This is a genomic window from Companilactobacillus nantensis DSM 16982, from assembly GCF_001435815.1.
Classification (GTDB): domain Bacteria; phylum Bacillota; class Bacilli; order Lactobacillales; family Lactobacillaceae; genus Companilactobacillus; species Companilactobacillus nantensis.
Genome location: NZ_AZFV01000005.1, coordinates 1 through 19,834 on the forward strand (window position 1 = coordinate 1; position 19,834 = coordinate 19,834).

The following is a 19,834-nucleotide window of genomic DNA, read 5'->3' on the forward strand; positions in this document are numbered from 1 at the left end:
AACTGAGCCACTGTGACATCACTTGTATTATTATAGTTAAAGATATCAGTTGCTGTCAATGTAAAAATTGATAATTATTAAAAAATATCTTAATTTATGGCAAAATAAAAGGCTCACTTTATAAAAAGTGAACCATCCCTAATAATATTTTACTGAATGACATTATTTACTGAAGAAAGAGGCCTTGTTTTCGCCCTCTAATTCGGCCAAAACTTCTCTATCTTGTGTTGAAGTTTTAGTTCTTTCGGCATTTAATAGTGATTTGATTAATTCTAGTAATTTCATAATCTTCATCTCCGAAATAACAGCAGCTTTTTTTGTCGTCAGAATTTGGACAAAACGCTTATTGGATAAGGTTTCATTGCCTTTATCTATGACTTAATTATATCAGAAATATTACATTTGACATAAAAAAACGTATGTTTTCAGTAAAAAAAAGTTTATTTTTCAAATGTAAAGGTATACATATTTTAAAAATGACTATTTAGGGTTCTACTAGTTCTTTGCGACGATTTTCGATGATGTTTTGTAGTTCCTCAAGATCATCCAATGTCGACTTTTTACGAATAAAACTTCTTGCTGAAGAGCGCATTGCTATGTAATTTGCCCGTTCGCGGTGATTCTTGTGCCATTTTTCGTTGGCGCGTTTTTGTGCATCTGTTAAGACCATATATTTCTCTCCCTTAAAAACATATCTTTGAAATTATATACAATGTTATTTTAGTAGACAAGGAAAACTATGAATAATTTCATATAAGTTTGTTGTAAAAATGGTTACATGAAATTCTTGTACATTAATATTATTAGTTTAGAATGTTAACTAAATTGATATTTTGTTCATTGGGGGTTTATTTTTAAATGAAGAAGATAATGAAAACTACCACAGGTACTTATCACGGCGTGATGGATCATAATCACGTGGACTTTTTAGGCGTTCCATTTGGATATGGTCGTCGATTTAAGCGAGCAGAAGAATTTTCAATGGCAAAATTTGGAACTAACGAAGTTAATAAAATGCATTATGCGGTTCATAATGGTGTTCAACCAATGCAAAATGAAGCGTTGAAACAAAATAATAAAATTTCTTTTGGTGAGAATTGTTTAAATCTCGATATTTGTACCCCTGATGTAGATGGAAAATTTCCCATTGTTATTGAGTTTTATGGTGGTGGGTTTGTCCAAGGCGGTAATTACAGTAAACAAATGTCTTGGCTTGATCATCAATCAGTTGTGCATGTCGTTCCTAACTATCGCTTAGGATTATTTGGTTGGGGTGTAGTTGACGGTGGCGATACTAATGTTGGCTTATCTGACCAATTAATGGCGATTCAGTGGGTAATTGACAATGCCAATAGTTTTGGTGGGGATGTTGACAATATTACGCTAGCGGGTCTGTCAGCCGGTGCTAAGTCAATTGGTGCATTAATGTCATCTAACTCACACATTCTTGATCGAATTCAAAAAATCATGCTTTTCTCTGGTGGAGTTCAAACAATCCGCGATTTGGAAACAGCCAAACGTGTTTCTGAAATGATTTGTCAGGATAATCACATTAAATCAACTAAAGATCTGTTCAATTTGACCGATGATGGCTTACAGCTAGTTCAACAACGTGCTTTGAATAATCACACGGCAACAAATTGGTTTGGCCCGGTCATTGATGACGATTTGATTTCTAATAATTGGACTGAGAAATTGGTTCAACGTTTGAAACGGACTCACTTTAAGTCCATTATTTCCGCGGGAAGCAATGAATTGGAAAATTATAAATCCATGAGCATTGATCACCTTGAAAATGATGTCTTACCCGATCTATTTGGGAAAAATGGGGAAGTATTTAAACAAGCTTTGTTAACAAAAACATATTCAAAAAATGATTTTGTCAAAATGTTAGGTACAGCGATGTATCGATTGCCAGCCAGAAGATTAGCTGGATTATTAGCTGAGGTCGATGATGCTGAAGTATATTGCAATTCAGCTAAAGTTTTTGAAGGTCAACACGGTGGTATTATCCGTTACTTAAATGCACCTTTAGCAGAGTTGAACATTGATTATCGAAAGAATCGACAATACTTGTTGAATTTATTATTGGAATTTATCGTTAGTGGCAAGCCTTATGAGGAAGAAATTAAGTATGAGTGGCCACTATTTGATGATGATCGACTGGTTATGGAAGTTGATCCTGATGATTTGAAGAGTGTTTCCGTAATTGATCAACGTTATTCTGCTGATTTACCATGGCAATCTTATAAAATATAAAAAAATATATGCTGATGTATTAGTATTTTTGGCATTCGAATAAAAATAAATCTTGCAAAGAAAATAATTTAAATTTACAATAGCCTCGAAGTGCTTAAAGTTTAAGCATTATTTATAATGCTTGGGATTTTAGAGGTGGAGATTTGAAAAGGAAGTTTTCGTTTATTATTACAGTTGCTTTCATTCTGATGGATGTAGTTGTTGCATATTTAACGCAACGAGCAATTATTAGTAATTTAATGGGGATTTTAATTGGTGTTGGTTTAGTTATCGCGCTGATACTAATCACAAGAGTCTTCAAGAAGTGGAATTTGAAACGCGGCAAACTTGTTGTTGCAGCAGTTTTCTTCTTTCTAATTTTGGGACGATTGGTCATGACTACCTTAGCGTAGTAAAAATTTGAATATTATCAGAGGATTGTGTGAGAGCCAGTATACACAATCCTTTTTTAGTATAATGAGATTTGTAGGGTGCCGTCTCCAGAGCCGATAAATAGTCACTAGCTGTGCGGACCGGCCTGAGCCAAGGTCTCAGGCCTCGATTTTGAACTTCGCAAGGTACGCGAATTTCAAAACTCGCCCGGTGCTGTAATGGCTAAAGCCATAACAGCACTTTCACTGCTAGTGACTATTTATCGGCTCTTCCGACTAGTTTTTTGAGGATTTGATTTTTATAGGTTGCTTAAATATATTAATGCATTATGAATTTACCCTAAGCGTATAAAAGTCATTTGAATCAATAACCGGTAATATATTTGAACTCTTTGAATTCTAACCACACTAGAAATAATTGATTTCTTAATACCGGACGCGGAAGTCAACCTTCAGTAATTAATTTCAAAAAGGAGTTACCCCATGTCGAATCGTTCATGGAAAAGAATTATCTTAGGATTTATCTTTTTAGCATTTAGTATTTTTTATACAGCTATTTTTTATTGCCAAGCTAATTTTAGTCAGACAATGATTTTTAACATTGCTCATCTGAAAAGTTTAGGTAATGTTTTTACTTCACCTATCAATTTTGATTATTGGAATCATTCAGGAAGTCAGATCAATCTTTTTAGTCCTTGGTTAACGTTATTGCCAGGGTGGATCTTGGTTAGTCTTAATACTTTCTGGGGTTTTGGTGTTTATTTGACCGGAATTACTCTTTTGACATTTATTAGTGCTTATTTCTATATGAATAAATTTTCACACGATACTTTTGAAGCGTTATTGTTCTCTGTGATTTACACATGTTCCTTTAACCGTTTCAATTTGATTTTTCACGACCAGCGTTTAGAAAACTATTTAGTATTAATTTTTTTACCAATGGTTTATTATGGAGCCTATTTATTTTTCAAAAATAAGTCTTGGAAAACGTTAGTCTGGGGTTTTGCTTTAGTGATTTGGACGGCTCCATATGTGGCACTTGGGGTAGCTTTAACGTTGATTCCGATATATTTATTGATGGTATTCACTAAAAGAACTCACCATTGGCGTTACTGGGGAACATTGGGACTGAATTCTCTGATCGTTTTTGGAATGGTTACTTTGGGAACAATTGGGTTTATTGGCCCATTAATTAATCAACAGTGGTCAAAAAAAATTGTTCAAGCTCCTATCAAAAATTTCGATTATATCGAATGGTTCCAACAATTACATTTTTCGATGGCTCAAATGTACATGTTGATGGGAATTGGTATTTTACTAGCATTATTAGTTTTATTGATTTTTTTGAAGAGTCGCTTCAGCTACAAGGTTCTCATTATCGAAATAATTCCGTTGACGGCAGCTTTGTTAATTAAGTGGCAAGTCATGGGCATTGATGTAAGTCGACTAGTGTTGGCTTTACAAAGCATTCTTGACCTGTTTTTAATCATTGTGGTCAGTCGAATTATTATTTTGATTTTTCAAGAATTTCCCAGCATCTTTAAATTGTTGCTATTAACGGTTACAATTGCTGGCTCAGGTTGGATTGTGTATCATCAAGCTGATCAAATTCACACTAGACAGACTTTTACTGCAAGTGAGAAAATCAATTATCAAAGATTTGTGACTAATTATCACGATGAAGCTAGTAACGGACAAAATCAATTTTTGGCTGATAATCGTAAAAAGGATGTTTCGTTTTATACCAAGAGCAATGACTATTGGATTCAATACTACAATCCAGTTTCAGTAAATTTGGACTTACCAGTTCAAAACTATTCGGGGTACAGTATTCAATTGAATAATGAACAAGTTGCTATTAAAGAGTCCCGGCGCAAAACGATTAGTTTGCAGACACAGCCTGGTAAAAATATTATTGAAATCCATACGCGCTACGACTGGATCGGTATTGTGTGCTTATTATTGAATTTGTTAGGATTTATTTTATTGAGTTATCTTTCACTACTGAATCTTCGATGGAAAATGAAAAAAGTTCCTGAGAATAGTTGAAAAAGCAAGTGAAATTTGCTATATTTTATAAGTTGCAATCACTATTGCATCTACAACCGCTCAAAATCGGGTTTAAGCTTAGTGCACCTGATTGGCGAGTCTTAGAAGGGAGTGTACGCTTATGTACGCAATTATTAAAACTGGTGGTAAGCAATATAAAGTTGAAGAAAATGCTTCAATTTATGTTGAAAAGCTTGATGTCAAAGAAGGGGACGCAGTTACATTTGATGATGTAATCCTAGTTTCTGACGGAGACGATATTAAGATTGGTAGCCCTGTAGTTGAAGGCGCTAGTGTTTCTGGTAAGGTTGAAAAACAAGGTAAGGAAAAGAAAGTTGTTACTTACAAGTACAAACCTAAGAAGCATTCACACAAGAAGACTGGTCACCGTCAACCATATACAAAGGTACTTATCGATAGTATCAAGGCTTAATCATGATTAAAGCTAGTTTTCACCAGAATTCAGATCAGAAAATTGATTCCTTTTTAATTAAAGGACATGCTGATTCGGGACCCTATGGTCAAGATTTAGTTTGTGCTGCTGTTTCAGCGGTAACAATTGGAACAATCAATAATCTGGAAAAACTCACTGGGGCAACGCCTCAAGTAGTCATGGACGAAGTAAACGGTGGGCATCTCGGATGCCAATTTGACAAAGCGATATCACACGATACTGCCTTGCTATTGGATAACCTGTTTTGGATCCTTAAGGATATTGAAGGCAGTTATACCAAAAACATTGAAGTTCAAGTACAAAAAAATAAGATAGATCTTGATTAGGAGGTAAACTTCATGCTTAAGATGAATTTACAATTTTTCTCTCACCATAAGGGTGGTGGATCAACAAGTAACGGCCGTAACTCTGCAGGTCGTAGATTAGGTGCTAAGCGTGCTGATGGCCAAGCTATCACAGCTGGTGCAATTATTTATAGACAACGTGGTACTAAGATTCACCCTGGTACAAACGTTGGTCGTGGTGGCGACGATACATTGTTCGCACTTAAAGACGGCGTTGTTAAGTTCGAAAGACTTGGCAGAGACAAGAGAAAAGTTTCAGTATATTAATATATTGACGGAAAAAGAGGACAATGTTCCTCTTTTTTTTATATAATAAGCTTGAGTTATTGCCATTAACACGTAAATATTGGTAAGATAATGTATAGTGTTTTATCGGAAAAATCTGTATGAATCAAGGGAGAATAAAATGGCTATTTCAGTAAATGATTTTAAAAATGGTTTAACAATTGAGGTAAAGGATAGTATTTGGCGTGTTATCGAATTCCAACACGTTAAGCCAGGTAAAGGTAGTGCCTTTGTTCGTTCAAAGTTAAAGAACTTGAGAACTGGTGCTGTTCAAGAAATGACATTTAGATCAACTGCTAAAGTTGAAAAAGCTACAATTGAAAACAAGAAGATGCAATATCTATATGCTGATGGTACAAACCACGTGTTTATGGATACAACAACTTACGAACAATTAACTATTCCTGCAGAACAAATTCAAGAACAATTGAAGTACTTGAAGGAAAACATGGAAGTCGGAATTATGATGTATAATGGTGAAACACTTGGTGTTGATGTACCTAATACTGTTGATCTTAAAGTTGTTGCTACTGAAGCTTCAATCAAGGGTGATACACAATCAGGTGGTTCAAAACCAGCTACCATGGAAACAGGCTTAGTTGTGCAAGTTCCATTCTTCGTTAACGAAGGCGACATGTTAACTGTTAATACACAAGATGGTACTTACATTTCACGTGCTAATTAATAACTGATTATGGAGATAAGTTTATGGCTGAACAAAAATATGTTTCTCTACAACAAGATAGTGGAAAAATAAACGGTAATGTTGAAATATCACATCAAGTTATTGAGATCCTCTTGGGAATTGCTACCAACCAAGTTGAGGGCGTTTATGAGATGCGTGGAACTATTTCAAGTGCAATAGATTCACTCTTTGGACGTATCAATCATGGTAAGGGTGTTGATGTCTCATTTGCTGATGATAAAATATCCGCCAATGTTTACGTATATTTAGAATATGGCGTATCGATCCCTAAGGTATCCTTGGAGATCCAAAAATCAGCCATTGAACAGCTTGAATTCATGACCGATTTAGATTTAAGTGAAATTAATGTGCATGTTGTAGGCTTGATCGCCAAGAAAGAGTCTGGCGAAATAGAACGTGTAACAACGGATAAAAAGGAATAAAACTAGTGATAAGTAGACATAAGATCAGAGAACTCGCAGTTCAATCACTATTTTCCATTGAAACGACCCAGGACACCCCAGAGGTTGCTATCGCATCTACCATGCAATTATGCGATTTAACTGATGAATCTGTTCCGGATTATTTAACATTTTTAGTTGCAGGAACAATTGAACATCAAGCTGAACTTGATGAAAAAATTGCTGCTCATCTAAAGAACAAATGGACAGTCCAACGATTGTCTCGAATTGACCGTGCAATTTTGCGCGTTGGTTTATTTGAAATGGAAAACAGTTTAGAAGTGCCAAAGAAAGTTGCTATCGATGAAGCTATCGAAATGGCAGGGGACTTTGGCGACAAGGACTCAAAGTCCTTCGTTAATGGTATTTTATCTAATTTTGTAGAAGGGTAAAGGCTGGTAAATTTACCAGCCTTTTTATGGTGATTAGTATGAAATTATTAGAGGGCAAAAAAGTAGCAGCAGCTTTAGATGAAACAATGACACAACGTGTCGCAGAATTGAAGAAAAAGGGCGTAACTCCAGGACTAGCTGTTATCTTAGTTGGTGACAATAGTGCTAGTGCTGTCTATGTTCGGAATAAGAAACGCCGTGCTGAAAAGCTAGGTATTAATTTCCAATTGATTCATTTTGAAAAGACTGTTTCGGAAGCAGAACTCTTAAGTAAAATTGACGAATTGAATAATGATCAAGCGGTTGACGGATTTATCGTCCAATTGCCAGTTCCAGATCATATTGATGAAGACAAAGTTATTGAAGCAATCGATCCACACAAAGATGTTGATGGATTTACACCAATTAGTGTCGGTAATCTCTGGATTGGAACACCACTAACTAAACCAGCGACTGCTTCAGGTATTTTGATGATGTTAGATCACTACAATGTTGACCTTGATGGTAAAAACGTTGTGATTGTCGGTCGCAGTAATATTGTTGGAAAACCAACTGCTGCTTTGATGTTAGATCGTAATGCCACTGTTACGATTACTCATTCGCATACTAAGAACTTAAAAGAAATTACAAGTAAGGCTGATGTGCTCGTTGTAGCCATTGGAAAAGCTAAATTCATTACTCAAGATTATGTTAAAGATCAAGCTATCGTGATTGATGTCGGTATGGACCGTGATGAAAACGGTAAGCTTTGTGGTGACGTTGATTTTGAGGATGTGAAGGATAAAGCTGCCATGATGACGCCAGTTCCTGGTGGTGTTGGTCCAATGACAATCACTGCTTTAGTGGATCAAGTGATTGAATTAGCCGAAGGCAGGGCAAATGGATAATGAGCAATATTTAACAGTTACCGCTTTGAGCCAATATTTGAAGAGAAAATTTGACGTGGACCCTTATTTGGGCCACGTCTATTTAATGGGGGAGATTTCTAACTTTCGGTTGCGCCCACATGCTCATCAATATTTCTCATTAAAAGATGATAAAGCCAAGATTTCGGCCATCATGTTTCGTGGTAACTTTGAAAAAATTAAATTTCAACCTGAAGAGGGGATGCAAGTTCTCGTTCAGGGACGAATTTCACTCTATGAACCAAGTGGCTCATACCAAATTTATATTGATTCAATGGAACCAGCTGGACTAGGGGCGCTTTATTTGGCCTTTGAACAGTTAAAAAAGAAATTAGCGCAACAAGGCGTGTTCGATTTACCTAAAAAATCAATTCCGCAGTTCCCTAAACGGATTGCGGTTGTAACTAGTCAGTCAGGGGCAGTTATTCATGATATTATGACGACTGTTGCTAGACGGTTCCCAATCGTACAATTAGTTTTGTACCCAGCTCAAGTTCAGGGTGATGAAGCTGCCGCAACCATTGTTCGCCAAATTAAGCGAATCAATGAAGCTGGTAATTTCGATACGATTATTATCGGCCGTGGTGGTGGTTCCATTGAAGATCTCTGGCCTTTCAATGAGGAAATTGTGGCTCAGGCAATTGTTGAGAGTCAAATTCCGGTTATTAGTTCAGTCGGTCATGAAACGGATACAACAATTGCTGATTTAGTAGCTGATTTAAGAGCTGCTACACCGACAGCTGCTGCGGAATTGGCAACACCTGTTTTGAGCGATGTTTTGGAACACTTGCAAGATCTTCATACGAGACTTTACAGTGCACAAAACAATCTCATAGGGAATTACAGTGAGAAGGTCAGAAGTTTGTCTCAGAATGTCTTTTTACAGCATCCTGAGCGAATTTATGAGGTCTACTTACAAAAAGTTGATTATCTACAAGACAAATTGCAACAAAGTACGCGTAATATTTTGACACGTTCCAAAAATACTTTGGTTCAAGATGCTAATCGTTTAGTCCGTGTATCGCCACGTGAACAAATTTATAGTTATGGCAACCAAGTTAATCGCAATTATCAAATTTTAATCAATAATGTTAATAAAGTAATTAATAAAAACCGTAATATTTTTAACAGCCAAGTTGCAACCTTAGATTCGTTAAGTCCGTTGAAGACTTTGAGTCGCGGTTATGCAATTCCGACTGGCAAAAATGGCAAAGTTTTGCGGGATGTCACTGACTATCAAGTTGGTAGTTCAGTTGATTTGAAAGTTAAACATGGTAATGTCAAGTTAGTAACCAAAGAAGTAAGCGAGGATAATAATGGCTGATAAGAAGACATTTGAAGAAAATTTAGCTGATTTAGAGGCAATCGTTTCCAACCTTGAATCTGGAAATGTGCCTTTGGAAGAAGCTATGGAGAAATTCAAAACTGGTGTGACTTTGAGTAAAGAACTTGAGAAGACACTCAGTGATGCTGAAGCTACTGTGACAAAGATCATGACTAAAGATGGTCAAGAGATCAATCTGAAGAATGATCAAGATGAAGGTAAGGAATAGTTATGGAAATTAAAAATTTTAAAGAATTCTGTGAACGTGTTTTGCCTGACTTCAATAAATTTTTAAATGACAGATTAAATTCCGAAATCAAACAAACTACTTTGCGTGATGCGATGCTTTATTCTTTAGATGCTGGTGGCAAACGTGTTCGTCCGATGCTCTTCTTAGCAACGGCCTATTCTTGTGGTGTTAAATTCGAAGATTTACCTAAGTATTTTGATATTGCTGGGGCGATTGAATTAGTTCATACATATTCATTGATTCATGATGATTTACCTGAAATGGATGACAGCGACTATCGCCGTGGACAATTGGCTAATCACGTACAGTTTGGCGTTGGTCCGGCTGTTTTAGCTGGTGATGGGTTATTGACGCAAGCTTTTTATTGGATTGCTAAGTCTGATCTCAGTACTGATAAGCGAATGGCTGCTGTCAGAATTTTAGCTCACAATGCTGGTCCAATGGGGATGGTAGCCGGTCAAATGACTGATATCACCATGGAAGACAGACGCTTATCTGAAACTGAGTTAACAACGCTTAACAAGGAAAAAACGGCTGATTTAATTACAGCAGCGGTGACAACGGGAGCCTTTTGTGCTGGACACGAATTGTCAAAAAATCTGGTACAATATGCTAATGATATTGGTTTAGCTTTTCAGTTGAAAGATGATTTAAATGATGCTGATGATGGCGAAGATGCTGACAAGAATACTTTCCCCAACTTGATTGGGAAATCAGCAACGGAAGAAAAATTGCAAGAGTTGATCAAAGATGCATTGAATGCAGTTTTGAAAGAAACGGAATTCGATAAAAACTTATTGGTCAGTTTTTTGGATTATTTTAAAGAATAGGTGACACATATTGGCAAAAAAAAGAATTGATGTTTTATTAGTTGAACAAAATTTATTTGAATCACGGGAACAGGCTAAACGTTCTGTTATGGCGGGTGAAGTCTATAATCAAAACAACTTGCGCTTTGATAAACCGGGCGAAAAAGTTGATGCTGACACAGTCTTTCATTTAGCAGCGAATGCTCACAGTAAGTACGTCAGTCGTGGTGGCTACAAGCTTGAAAAAGCTCTCAAGTCATTTGATATCGATTTGAATGGTCGTATCTGTTTAGATATCGGTTCATCGACTGGTGGTTTTACTGATGTAGCGTTGCAAAATGGCGCACCTAAGGTCTATGCCTTAGATGTTGGCTACAACCAACTAGCTTGGAAACTCCGTCAAGATGAACGTGTTGTCGTCATGGAACGAGTTAACTTCCGTTATAGTAAGCCTGAAGATTTTCATGAAGGCTTGCCATCATTTGCGATGACTGATGTTTCATTTATTTCTTTGGAATTAATTTTGCCTCCAATGTTTAACATCATTTTGCCAGGTTCAGATGCCGTTTGTTTAATCAAGCCACAGTTTGAAGCCGGTCCAGAAAATGTTGGTAAACATGGGATTGTACGTGATCACAAAGTTCACCAAATGGTTTTGGAGAAAATTACTAATTTTGCTAAAAATGCTGGTTTTATCGTTTCTGGATTGGACTTCTCACCAATTAAGGGTGGTGAAGGTAACATTGAATTTTTGATGCACATTCAAAAGCCAGAACAAGAGCAACCAGGTGAAATTCTAGAGAATGTTTCGGTTGAAAAGACAATGGAAGCATCATACTCAAGTCTTAACAAATAGGTGAAATAATGCTAAAAAAATTAATAATCAATAATTTTGCAATTATTAATAAATTGCAGATTGATTTTCATGACGGGATGACTGCTTTGACTGGTGAAACTGGTGCTGGTAAGTCTATCATTATTGATGCTTTAGGCTTGTTAGTTGGTAGCAGATCGTCAATTGATTTTATTAGAACAGGACAAGAGCGACTTAACGTGCAGGGACTATTTGAGGTGAAATCAAGTAGTCCTCTTTTTGCTATTTTGGATGAATACGGAATCGCTCACGAAGACAACCAAGTAATCATTAAACGAGAAATTAATCGTAAAGGACGTAATGTTTGTCGGATTAATAACGAATTGGTTAAAACAAATGTTTTACGACAAGTTGGTCAATATTTAGTCGAAATTCACGGTCAAAATCAACAACAAGAATTGCTTGATGAAGATAATCATATTAATATTCTTGATCGATTTGCGGATGATAAATTTCAGTCAGATTTAACCAAATATCAAGACCTATATACTGAATATCAAGAAAAGCGTAGTCGTTTACGAACAATTCAAAAAAATTCCCAAAATTTGGCTCAACGAATCGATATGTTGAAGTTCCAAATTGAGGAAATTGATAGTGCCAAAGTTGTTGCCGGTGAAGATGACAAGTTGGAAGATGAGAAGAATCAACTATCTAACTTTGAAAAAATCAGTTCCGCTTTACAAGAAAGCTATCGTGGCTTGTCAGAAAATAATATTGGCGTTGTTGATGCGCTGGGGAATGTTCGTGATCAATTAGAAGATATCATGGATTATGATAAGTCCTACAAGGAATTGTACGATTCCGTCAACGGAGCTTACTATCAGTTACAAGATAATGCGGCGACGATTTCTGACCAGCTGGAGAGTCTTGATTTTGATGAAAACCGTCTCGACAATATTCAAAAACGTCTGATTACATTGGATAGTTTGAAGAAAAAGTATGGTCCAACTTTGGATGAGGTTATTGAATTTGGCAAACATGCTCATCAGGAATTGTCAGAAATCGATATTGATGACAATACTGAGGCTAAACTTGAACATGAGATAGCTACTTTTGAAGCTGAATTGACTGAGTTGGGGAAGACTTTATCTAAAGAACGTCATAAGACTGCAACAACTTTGGAAAAAGCAATTAATCATCAGTTAAAGGATCTTTACATGCCCAATGCTAAATTTGGTGTTTCGTTTGCTTCATTAGAAGACGAAAGTTTGGCTGTTAACGGAATTGATCAAATTCGTTTTGATTTGAAAACTAACGTTGGGGAAGACTTTAAACCATTAGTTAAAGTTGCTTCTGGTGGTGAGTTATCCCGTGTGATTTTGGCTTTTGAGGCTATCATTGCTGAAAAGATGAATGTTGAGACGATTGTCTTCGATGAAATTGATACCGGTGTTAGTGGTCGAGTTGCCCAAGCTATTGGTGATAAAATTTATAAAGTTTCACAATTTTTACAAGTACTATGTATTACGCATTTGCCACAAGTTGCTGCAATGAGTCAGCGTCAATTTGAAATCGAAAAAGAGACCGTTAAGGATAAAACTGAAACCAAAGTTTCATTACTTAACGATCTCCAAAGGATTGATGCTATATCATTGATGTTAGCTGGGACAAAGGTAACTGATTTGACACGTCAACATGCTCAAGAATTACTTGAGTTGGCCGCAGGTGAACAAAAGCGTTTAGACTAGATTAATTGATTTAATTTGGTTCAACATAACGATTTCAAAAAGGGCCGAATTCATCTTGAAAACGTATTTATTTTTGTTAACTTGTGAAATAAATTTGCCTTGGAGCTGCTTGTCGTTTAACATTGTAATAACGACAGAATATTTGTTTTGAAAACTTTGTTCTGCGAAAAGTTCTAGTTGCATTAAAGGCATTTGTTTAACTTGAATTTTTGGTGCGACCTTAAGATTAAAGTCGAAGTTATTATTAATAAAATTAGTGGTATTGTTGATTAGATTTGTAGTGAAACGATTGTGTAATTGTTGTGCTTGCATTTTTAAACCCCCGAACACTTGTTTGTACTTACATTATACGAACCTGTGTTCGAAAGAGCAACTTTTATTTTGTATTTCTTAAAGAAACTTTATCTTGACGTCGGTCAAAGCCTTGAAAAACATGTGATTTTATTGCATTATAGATATCATATTATATAGATAGTAGGGATAACTTAATTATGTCAAAAAGGGGAATGTTAATCGTTTTATCAGGTCCTTCTGGAGTAGGTAAGGGAACTGTTAGAAAAGCGATGTTGAAGAATTCATCAATTAAATTTGATTATTCTGTTTCAATGACAACACGTCAAATGCGTCCTGGTGAGGTCGATGGAGTTGACTATTATTTCCGAACAAATGAAGAATTTGAAGAAGAAATTAAAAACGGCGGCATGCTGGAATATGCTAAGTATGTCGATCATTACTATGGCACACCATTAAAGTATGTTAATCAAAAGTTAGATGCAGGAATTGATGTATTGTTAGAGATTGAAGTCAACGGTGCTATGCAAGTTCGTGAAAAGATGCCTGATGGCGTATTTCTTTTCCTAACACCACCTGATTTGACAAGTTTGCGCGATCGCATTACTCACCGTGGTACAGACGATGAGAAGACTATCGACAAACGTATGGAAAAGGCTAAAAAAGAAATCAAAATGATGACAAGCTATGACTATGCCGTCGTTAATGATAAAATACCTAATGCAGTTGAAAAAATTGAAGGTATAATTAGAAGTGAACACTTAAGAGTGCCACGTGTAATTGACCAATACAAAAAAATAATAGGAGAATGATAATTTATGATTATTTATCCATCAATTGATAAACTTTTAGATCGAGTTGATTCTCGTTATTCACTAGCAGTTCTTGCTGCTAAACGTGCGCACCAACTAGAAAATGGCGATATCGAATTATTGAACCATTACGAATCACCAAGAACCGTTGGCCGTGCCTTTGAAGAAATCGCCGATGATAAAATTGAAATCGATCCTAATTCAATTCTTCTTGAAAAAGAAGCCGAAAAGATCGAAGAAGAGAAAAAAGAAGAAAACTAATAAAATTATTCCTTCACTGATTTGTTGATTGGTGAAGGCTTTTTTTATTTTAAAATATGCCGTCTCCGGAGCTGAGAAATATTAACTGGCTGTGCGGACCGGCCTGAGCCAAGGTCTCAGACCTTGGTTTGAAGCCTTGCCAAAGTTCGGCAAGTCTCCAAACACGCCCGGTGGTGTAAGGGCTAAAGCCCTAACGCCACTTTCACTGCCAGTTAATATTTCTCAGCTCCTGCGACTAGGTTATTTCCTGTTTTGTTTGTTGGTTTATGATTGAATTTTTTGAGCTTATAATCAACGACTAAAGCTATCATTAAGTATCGTAAGTGATTAAGGCGTAATATATTAAATAGACTAAAGTTTTAAGATATTGTATTAATTGTCTTAAAACCTATATGATAGTTCTAGTTAAATTAAATTAGCCGGAGGGTTCGAATATGAAAACCAGCAGTGGCAGTGGTGTTAGGGCTTTAGCCCTTACAGCACAGGACGTATTTTGAAATTCGCGGTTTGTGCGAAGTTCAAAATCGAGACTTGAGACCTTGGCTCAAGTCGGTCCCACAGCAGGTTTTCGTATTCGAACCCGGAGGCGGCAAAAGATTTCAATATAGGTGGTTTTATATGTCAGTAGCAGAAATAATTGTCGATGTTCCGACGATGCAAACGAACCGACCATTTGAATATTTGATTCCTGATGCTTTGACCGACGTAGTTGTTCCTGGAATGCGGGTTGAGGTGCCTTTTGGACGTGGTAAACGAAAAATTCAAGGTTTTGTTATGCAGGTCAAAGATAGTAGTGACTTTCAAGGCAAGTTAAAGCCTATTAGTCGTGTGATTGATTTGAAACCTGTCTTATCGCAGGAAATGTTGGACTTGTCGTCTTGGTTGGCTGATCGGACTTATTCATTTCAAATTTCTTGTTTGCAGACGATGTTGCCAAGTGTCATGCGTGCTAAATATAAGCAGTATGTCATACCATTAGTGCAAGATAATCCTGAGGTATCGCAGTTATTGAACGGACAACCAACGTTTGAAATCACTAATCAAATTGATGATGAGACGATAAAATTAATTAATCGTTTGCGTAAAAATAAGCAAGTTGATATTCAATATGTTGTTGAAAATCAAGCTGTGCAAGTTAAACGTCAGGCAGTGACAACTGATTTGAATATTATTCAGTTGCACGAGGATAAGAGTCAATTACGGGCTAATGCTAAGTCACAAATTAAATTATTAGAATTTTTAGCTGATAATTTAGAACAATTACCAGTTGAATTTAATGTTTTAGAAAAAGAATACGGAATTTCACGAGCAGCTATTAAAACAGCTGAAAAAAATAATTTAGTTAAAGTTGTCGAAGTAACTAAATTACGTAAACCAGTAGGTATCAATCCTGAAAAGACCACCAAACTTGCATTGACTGATGAACAGCAAGTTGCAGTTGATCAGATTAGTGATGCAATTACTAATGAGATACCACAGACATTTTTAATTGAGGGTGTTACTGGTAGTGGTAAGACTGAGGTGTACTTACAAACAATTGAAAAAGCTTTACAGCAGGATAAAACTGCCTTGATGTTAGTGCCTGAAATTTCATTGACGCCGCAAATGGTTAACCGTGTGGTTGGTCGTTTTGGTGATCAAGTGGCTGTATTACACAGTGGTTTATCAAATGGTGAACGTTATGATGAATGGACCCGTATCGAAAATCATGATGTTAAAGTTGTTGTTGGTGCCAGAAGTGCTGTTTTTGCACCTTTGGATAACATTGGTTTGATTATTATCGATGAAGAGCACGAAGCAAGTTATAAACAAGACGATAATCCTCGCTACCATGCACGTGATGTTGCTCAATGGCGGGCTAAGGTAAATAAGTGTCCAGTAGTTCTCGGCAGTGCCACGCCATCATTGGAATCACGTGCACGAGCCGAAAAGGGTGTTTACAAGCTGATTTGGATGAAAAAACGAATTAATAATCAAACTTTGCCACATGTACATATTGTTGACATGCGCGATTCTGAAAATTCAGCCGTTAAAGGTGATTTTTCACCTGCTTTAAAATCAGGATTACAAGAAACGTTAGACAAACATGAGCAAGCAATTGTCTTGTTAAATCGGCGTGGCTATTCGTCATTCATGATGTGTCGTGAGTGTGGATTCGTCTTAAAATGTCCAAATTGCGATGTTTCGCTGACATATCATAAAGACCTTGGTAAAATGAAGTGCCACTACTGTGGACATGAAGAACCAGTTCCTAATATTTGTCCTAATTGTCACAGTAAAAAAATCGGTTTTTACGGTACTGGGACTCAAAATATCGAACAACAGTTACATGATTTGTTTCCACAAGCACGAGTTTTACGAATGGATGTCGATACAACAAGAAGAAAAGGTGCTCATGCTAAAATTTTGCAACAATTTGGTCAGCATAAAGCTGATATTTTGTTGGGTACACAGATGATTGCTAAGGGACTGGATTTTCCCGATGTAACACTCGTTGGCGTTATTAATGCTGATACAACATTGAGTTTGGCTGATTTTCGAGCTAGTGAACGGACTTTCCAACTCTTGACTCAAGTAAGTGGTCGAGCTGGTCGGGCGCAAAAGGTTGGTCATGTAATTATCCAGACTTTTAATCCGGATCACTATGCCATCAAGGATGCAGCCAAGCAAGACTATGAGACTTTCTTCAAACAAGAGATGTATCTTAGACACCAATCTAACTACACGCCATATTACTTTACGACCTTGATCAGTGTTGCTAATCAAGACGAGGGTAAGACGTTGAAGCAAAGTTATTGGTTGAAAAAACAGCTCCAAACGGCTTTGTCAAAGGATGCTATCTTGTTGGGGCCAAGTCCAACGATGATTTCACGGAAACAAAACAAATATTATTATCAAATTATTGTAAAATATAAACATGAACCACAATTGCATCAAAGGTTATTAGAAATTTTAAATGAAACGCAAGCTGACGTTAAGAGCGGCTTTACGATTGCAATTGATAACGAACCACAACATATTGATTAGTGAGGGTGATTGAATGACAAAAATAATTTTTCTTGGAACACCAGAATTTTCAGCCACAGTTTTAAAGGGGTTACTCAAAGAGGGCTACGATATTATTGCAGCTGTCACACAACCAGATAAGCCAGTCGGACGGAAACAAAAACTGCAAAAGAGTCCAGTTAAGCTTGTAGCTGAGGATGAAAATATCAAACTTTACCAACCAGCTAAATTGCCTGGTAGTCCTGAAGTTGAAGAACTCAAGCAATTGAACGCTGATTTGATTGTGACAGCAGCTTATGGTCAATTTCTACCAACTAGTTTTTTGGAATCAGCTAAAGTTGCGGCAATTAATGTTCATGGTTCACTGTTACCTAAGTACCGTGGCGGTGCCCCAATTCAATGGTCACTACTAAATGGCGACAAAGAAACTGGTATCACAATCATGTACATGGTTAAGGGAATGGATGCTGGTGATATTATCAGCCAAGAAAAATTACCAATCACCCGCGATGATGACAATGGTAGCTTATTTGAAAAGATGGCTGTTGTTGGTCGTGAATTGTTATTGGATACTATTCCTAAGATTTTGAGTGGAGATATTCAACCGATTCCTCAAGACAAGGATCAAGTTGTTTTCTCACCTAATATTTCTAAGGAACAAGAACACATTGATTTCACTAAACCAGCTGAAGAAGTTTTCAACCAAATTAGAGCTTTGAGCCCTGATCCTGGTGCTTGGACAATGATTGATGGTCAAAGAACTAAATTGTACAAGACAGATGTCGTGGAAATTAATTCTGACCAAGCTGTTGGGACAATTTATGATTTAGGTAAAAAGAAATTGGTTATCGTTGCTGGCGATGGTCAAGGAGTTTCAATTAAGAAGATTCAACCAGCAGGTAAAAAAATGATGGATATTGCCAATTACATGAATGGTATGGGCAAGAATCTAGAAAAAGGACAACAAATTATTGATGAAAAATAATCCCCGCGCATTAGCAGTCGAAGCACTCACAAGAGTTTTCCAAAACAAGGCATACTCAAATATTGAAATCAGCAACTTATTGAATAAATCAGACATGTCTGACGCTGACAGTCGCTTGATGACAAATATTGTTTATGGAGTAATCCAACACAAGTATGTTTTGGAATATCAATTGGAACCATATTTGAAAGATAAGAAACTGGATTTTTGGTTGGATCTCTTACTTCAAACAGCTATTTATCAAATGTGCTACTTAGATAAAATCCCCGCACATGCTGTTTTGAATGAATCAACTGAAATTGCTAAACAACGTGCCAATCAAGGTGCCGGTAATTTAGTTAACGCTGTTTTGAGAAACTTCCAAAGACACGGTGCTAGAACGATGCCTGGTAAGGATTCTGTTTACGATATGAGTCGTTTATACAGTGTGCCTCGTTGGTTAGTTGATTTATTTGAAGAACAACAAGGTGCTAAGAAGACTAAAGAAATTTTACAAACTGTCAACCAACCATCAAATGTGTCAATTCGGGTAAATACTAACAAGACAACTGTGGCAGATTTACAAAAAACTTTACAAGATAAAGGATTTGACGTAAAACCAAGCAAAATTTCGTCAGTTGGGTTAGTCTGTGAGAGTGGTAACTTGGTTAATACTGATGAATTTAGAGCCGGACTTTATACAATCCAAGATGAAAGTTCAATGTTGGTTGCTCCTGCACTTGATTTACAACCAAATAGTCGTGTGCTAGATGCGTGTGCTGCTCCTGGTGGTAAGACAACTCACATCGCTAGTTATATTAAAGCTGGTGCTGGTGAAGTAACTGCCTTAGATATTCACAAACACAAGACAAAGTTGATTCGCGAAAATAGTGAACGGATGGGTTACAGTGACATCATTAGTACTGGTGCAGTTGATGCTCGTAAGGCCAAAAAGGTTCTTAATACAACCTTTGACCGTATTTTAGTGGATGCTCCTTGTTCTGGTCTTGGTTTGCTTAGAAGAAAGCCTGAGCTTAGATATTTCCGTCAACCAGAGGATTTGATGAACTTGCAACGTGTTCAATTACAAATTCTTGATAGTATGGTGGATCTACTTGAAGTCAACGGTAAGATGGTCTTCAGTACTTGTACGTTTGATGACGAAGAAAATGAACAAGTTGTCGAGAAGTTTTTAGCAGCACATAAGAATTTTGAATTAGTTCCAGTCAAGCATGAATCAGCAATGGATAAATCTGTTAAAGATGGCATGCTAAAGGTTCTACCAAGTGATTACTTTACGGATGGTTTCTTTATAGCTACTTTCGTTAGAAAAAATTAAAGAGGTAAGGT

23 protein-coding genes and 1 other annotated feature are annotated in these 19,834 nt (G+C 36.6%); of the genes, 20 read left to right on the forward strand and 3 right to left on the reverse strand.

Annotated features, from left to right (window positions below):
- Nucleotides 1–162: 162 nt before the first annotated feature.
- Both FD31_RS14450 and FD31_RS02955 read right to left on the reverse strand, forming a co-directional pair.
- Nucleotides 163–285, reverse strand: a complete 123-nt coding sequence (locus FD31_RS14450) for a hypothetical protein (protein ID WP_268872410.1) — start codon at nucleotides 283–285, stop codon at nucleotides 163–165.
- Nucleotides 286–484: 199 nt separating this feature from the next.
- Nucleotides 485–670: a hypothetical protein gene (locus FD31_RS02955; protein ID WP_057891275.1), complete on the reverse strand. Its 186-nt coding sequence runs from the start codon at nucleotides 668–670 to the stop codon at nucleotides 485–487.
- Between the two features lie 188 nt (nucleotides 671–858).
- Here FD31_RS02955 and FD31_RS02960 point away from each other — a divergent pair, with 188 nt between their 5' ends.
- The 15 genes from FD31_RS02960 (at nucleotide 859) to recN (ending at nucleotide 13,150) form a co-directional block, all read left to right on the forward strand.
- Nucleotides 859–2,259, forward strand: a complete 1,401-nt coding sequence (locus FD31_RS02960; protein ID WP_057891276.1) for a carboxylesterase family protein — start codon at nucleotides 859–861, stop codon at nucleotides 2,257–2,259.
- A gap of 143 nt (nucleotides 2,260–2,402) precedes the next feature.
- Nucleotides 2,403–2,651 carry a hypothetical protein gene (locus FD31_RS02965; RefSeq protein WP_057891277.1) on the forward strand — a complete coding sequence of 83 codons (249 nt, stop codon included), beginning with the start codon at nucleotides 2,403–2,405 and terminating at the stop codon, nucleotides 2,649–2,651.
- A gap of 462 nt (nucleotides 2,652–3,113) precedes the next feature.
- The gene (locus FD31_RS02970; RefSeq protein ID WP_057891278.1) at nucleotides 3,114–4,679 is read left to right on the forward strand and encodes a hypothetical protein; all 1,566 of its coding nucleotides are present in this window, start codon (nucleotides 3,114–3,116) and stop codon (nucleotides 4,677–4,679) included.
- A gap of 44 nt (nucleotides 4,680–4,723) precedes the next feature.
- Nucleotides 4,724–4,791, forward strand: a sequence feature (ribosomal protein L21 leader region).
- A 9-nt stretch (nucleotides 4,792–4,800) separates the two neighbouring features.
- The gene (gene rplU, locus FD31_RS02975; RefSeq protein ID WP_041499598.1) at nucleotides 4,801–5,112 is read left to right on the forward strand and encodes a 50S ribosomal protein L21; all 312 of its coding nucleotides are present in this window, start codon (nucleotides 4,801–4,803) and stop codon (nucleotides 5,110–5,112) included.
- Nucleotides 5,113–5,114: 2 nt separating this feature from the next.
- The gene (locus FD31_RS02980; RefSeq protein ID WP_057891279.1) at nucleotides 5,115–5,459 is read left to right on the forward strand and encodes a ribosomal-processing cysteine protease Prp; all 345 of its coding nucleotides are present in this window, start codon (nucleotides 5,115–5,117) and stop codon (nucleotides 5,457–5,459) included.
- A 12-nt stretch (nucleotides 5,460–5,471) separates the two neighbouring features.
- Nucleotides 5,472–5,744 (forward strand): 50S ribosomal protein L27, encoded by a 273-nt coding sequence (gene rpmA / locus FD31_RS02985; RefSeq protein ID WP_057891280.1) that lies wholly within the window; start codon nucleotides 5,472–5,474, stop codon nucleotides 5,742–5,744.
- Between the two features lie 139 nt (nucleotides 5,745–5,883).
- The gene (efp, locus tag FD31_RS02990) at nucleotides 5,884–6,447 is read left to right on the forward strand and encodes an elongation factor P (RefSeq protein ID WP_057891281.1); all 564 of its coding nucleotides are present in this window, start codon (nucleotides 5,884–5,886) and stop codon (nucleotides 6,445–6,447) included.
- A gap of 23 nt (nucleotides 6,448–6,470) precedes the next feature.
- On the forward strand, nucleotides 6,471–6,890 hold the full coding sequence (locus FD31_RS02995) for an Asp23/Gls24 family envelope stress response protein (protein ID WP_057891282.1): 420 nt from the start codon (nucleotides 6,471–6,473) through the stop codon (nucleotides 6,888–6,890).
- A 5-nt stretch (nucleotides 6,891–6,895) separates the two neighbouring features.
- A complete protein-coding gene (gene nusB, locus FD31_RS03000; RefSeq protein ID WP_057891283.1) occupies nucleotides 6,896–7,300 on the forward strand; it encodes a transcription antitermination factor NusB in 405 nt (134 codons plus the stop codon).
- A 38-nt stretch (nucleotides 7,301–7,338) separates the two neighbouring features.
- Nucleotides 7,339–8,187 (forward strand): bifunctional 5,10-methylenetetrahydrofolate dehydrogenase/5,10-methenyltetrahydrofolate cyclohydrolase, encoded by an 849-nt coding sequence (locus FD31_RS03005; RefSeq protein ID WP_057891383.1) that lies wholly within the window; start codon nucleotides 7,339–7,341, stop codon nucleotides 8,185–8,187.
- A complete protein-coding gene (xseA, locus tag FD31_RS03010; RefSeq protein ID WP_057891284.1) occupies nucleotides 8,180–9,529 on the forward strand; it encodes an exodeoxyribonuclease VII large subunit in 1,350 nt (449 codons plus the stop codon). The genes FD31_RS03005 and xseA overlap by 8 nt, the downstream gene beginning before the upstream one ends.
- Nucleotides 9,519–9,758: an exodeoxyribonuclease VII small subunit gene (locus tag FD31_RS03015; RefSeq protein ID WP_186811229.1), complete on the forward strand. Its 240-nt coding sequence runs from the start codon at nucleotides 9,519–9,521 to the stop codon at nucleotides 9,756–9,758. The genes xseA and FD31_RS03015 overlap by 11 nt, the downstream gene beginning before the upstream one ends.
- Nucleotides 9,759–9,760: 2 nt before the next feature.
- A complete protein-coding gene (locus FD31_RS03020; RefSeq protein WP_057891286.1) occupies nucleotides 9,761–10,609 on the forward strand; it encodes a polyprenyl synthetase family protein in 849 nt (282 codons plus the stop codon).
- A 10-nt stretch (nucleotides 10,610–10,619) separates the two neighbouring features.
- The gene (locus FD31_RS03025) at nucleotides 10,620–11,444 is read left to right on the forward strand and encodes a TlyA family RNA methyltransferase (RefSeq protein ID WP_057891287.1); all 825 of its coding nucleotides are present in this window, start codon (nucleotides 10,620–10,622) and stop codon (nucleotides 11,442–11,444) included.
- An 8-nt stretch (nucleotides 11,445–11,452) separates the two neighbouring features.
- Nucleotides 11,453–13,150 carry a DNA repair protein RecN gene (recN, locus tag FD31_RS03030; RefSeq protein WP_057891288.1) on the forward strand — a complete coding sequence of 566 codons (1,698 nt, stop codon included), beginning with the start codon at nucleotides 11,453–11,455 and terminating at the stop codon, nucleotides 13,148–13,150.
- Here recN and FD31_RS03035 read toward each other — a convergent pair.
- On the reverse strand, nucleotides 13,142–13,462 hold the full coding sequence (locus FD31_RS03035; protein ID WP_057891289.1) for a hypothetical protein: 321 nt from the start codon (nucleotides 13,460–13,462) through the stop codon (nucleotides 13,142–13,144). The genes recN and FD31_RS03035 overlap by 9 nt on opposite strands.
- A 179-nt stretch (nucleotides 13,463–13,641) precedes the next feature.
- Between FD31_RS03035 and gmk the strand changes: the two genes are divergently transcribed.
- The 5 genes from gmk to rsmB all read left to right on the forward strand — a co-directional run bounded on the left by gmk (nucleotide 13,642) and on the right by rsmB (nucleotide 19,823).
- Complete coding sequence (gene gmk, locus FD31_RS03040) at nucleotides 13,642–14,253, forward strand: guanylate kinase (RefSeq protein WP_057891290.1); 612 nt, start codon at nucleotides 13,642–13,644, stop codon at nucleotides 14,251–14,253.
- Nucleotides 14,254–14,259: 6 nt separating this feature from the next.
- Entirely contained in the window at nucleotides 14,260–14,514 is a 255-nt protein-coding gene (gene rpoZ, locus FD31_RS03045) for a DNA-directed RNA polymerase subunit omega (RefSeq protein WP_057891291.1), read from the forward strand.
- 618 nt (nucleotides 14,515–15,132) lie between these two features.
- Complete coding sequence (gene priA / locus FD31_RS03050; protein ID WP_057891292.1) at nucleotides 15,133–17,541, forward strand: primosomal protein N'; 2,409 nt, start codon at nucleotides 15,133–15,135, stop codon at nucleotides 17,539–17,541.
- Between the two features lie 13 nt (nucleotides 17,542–17,554).
- Entirely contained in the window at nucleotides 17,555–18,505 is a 951-nt protein-coding gene (gene fmt / locus FD31_RS03055) for a methionyl-tRNA formyltransferase (RefSeq protein ID WP_057891293.1), read from the forward strand.
- A complete protein-coding gene (rsmB, locus tag FD31_RS03060) occupies nucleotides 18,495–19,823 on the forward strand; it encodes a 16S rRNA (cytosine(967)-C(5))-methyltransferase RsmB (RefSeq protein ID WP_057891294.1) in 1,329 nt (442 codons plus the stop codon). Before fmt ends, rsmB begins: the two co-directional genes overlap by 11 nt.
- The last annotated feature ends 11 nt before the right edge of the window (nucleotides 19,824–19,834 follow it).

Excerpts from the sequence above, each read along its gene's own strand:
- FD31_RS14450 (WP_268872410.1), bottom strand. The coding sequence starts at position 285 with ATGAAATTACTAGAATTAATCAAATCACTATTAAATGCCGAAAGAACT.
- FD31_RS02955 (WP_057891275.1), bottom strand. The coding sequence starts at position 670 with ATGGTCTTAACAGATGCACAAAAACGCGCCAACGAAAAATGGCACAAG.
- FD31_RS02960 (WP_057891276.1), top strand. The coding sequence starts at position 859 with ATGAAGAAGATAATGAAAACTACCACAGGTACTTATCACGGCGTGATG.
- FD31_RS02970 (WP_057891278.1), top strand. The coding sequence starts at position 3,114 with ATGTCGAATCGTTCATGGAAAAGAATTATCTTAGGATTTATCTTTTTA.
- rplU (WP_041499598.1), top strand. The coding sequence starts at position 4,801 with ATGTACGCAATTATTAAAACTGGTGGTAAGCAATATAAAGTTGAAGAA.
- FD31_RS02980 (WP_057891279.1), top strand. The coding sequence starts at position 5,115 with ATGATTAAAGCTAGTTTTCACCAGAATTCAGATCAGAAAATTGATTCC.
- rpmA (WP_057891280.1), top strand. The coding sequence starts at position 5,472 with ATGCTTAAGATGAATTTACAATTTTTCTCTCACCATAAGGGTGGTGGA.
- efp (WP_057891281.1), top strand. The coding sequence starts at position 5,884 with ATGGCTATTTCAGTAAATGATTTTAAAAATGGTTTAACAATTGAGGTA.
- FD31_RS02995 (WP_057891282.1), top strand. The coding sequence starts at position 6,471 with ATGGCTGAACAAAAATATGTTTCTCTACAACAAGATAGTGGAAAAATA.
- FD31_RS03005 (WP_057891383.1), top strand. The coding sequence starts at position 7,339 with ATGAAATTATTAGAGGGCAAAAAAGTAGCAGCAGCTTTAGATGAAACA.
- xseA (WP_057891284.1), top strand. The coding sequence starts at position 8,180 with ATGGATAATGAGCAATATTTAACAGTTACCGCTTTGAGCCAATATTTG.
- FD31_RS03020 (WP_057891286.1), top strand. The coding sequence starts at position 9,761 with ATGGAAATTAAAAATTTTAAAGAATTCTGTGAACGTGTTTTGCCTGAC.
- recN (WP_057891288.1), top strand. The coding sequence starts at position 11,453 with ATGCTAAAAAAATTAATAATCAATAATTTTGCAATTATTAATAAATTG.
- FD31_RS03035 (WP_057891289.1), bottom strand. The coding sequence starts at position 13,462 with ATGCAAGCACAACAATTACACAATCGTTTCACTACAAATCTAATCAAC.
- gmk (WP_057891290.1), top strand. The coding sequence starts at position 13,642 with ATGTCAAAAAGGGGAATGTTAATCGTTTTATCAGGTCCTTCTGGAGTA.
- rpoZ (WP_057891291.1), top strand. The coding sequence starts at position 14,260 with ATGATTATTTATCCATCAATTGATAAACTTTTAGATCGAGTTGATTCT.
- priA (WP_057891292.1), top strand. The coding sequence starts at position 15,133 with ATGTCAGTAGCAGAAATAATTGTCGATGTTCCGACGATGCAAACGAAC.
- fmt (WP_057891293.1), top strand. The coding sequence starts at position 17,555 with ATGACAAAAATAATTTTTCTTGGAACACCAGAATTTTCAGCCACAGTT.
- rsmB (WP_057891294.1), top strand. The coding sequence starts at position 18,495 with ATGAAAAATAATCCCCGCGCATTAGCAGTCGAAGCACTCACAAGAGTT.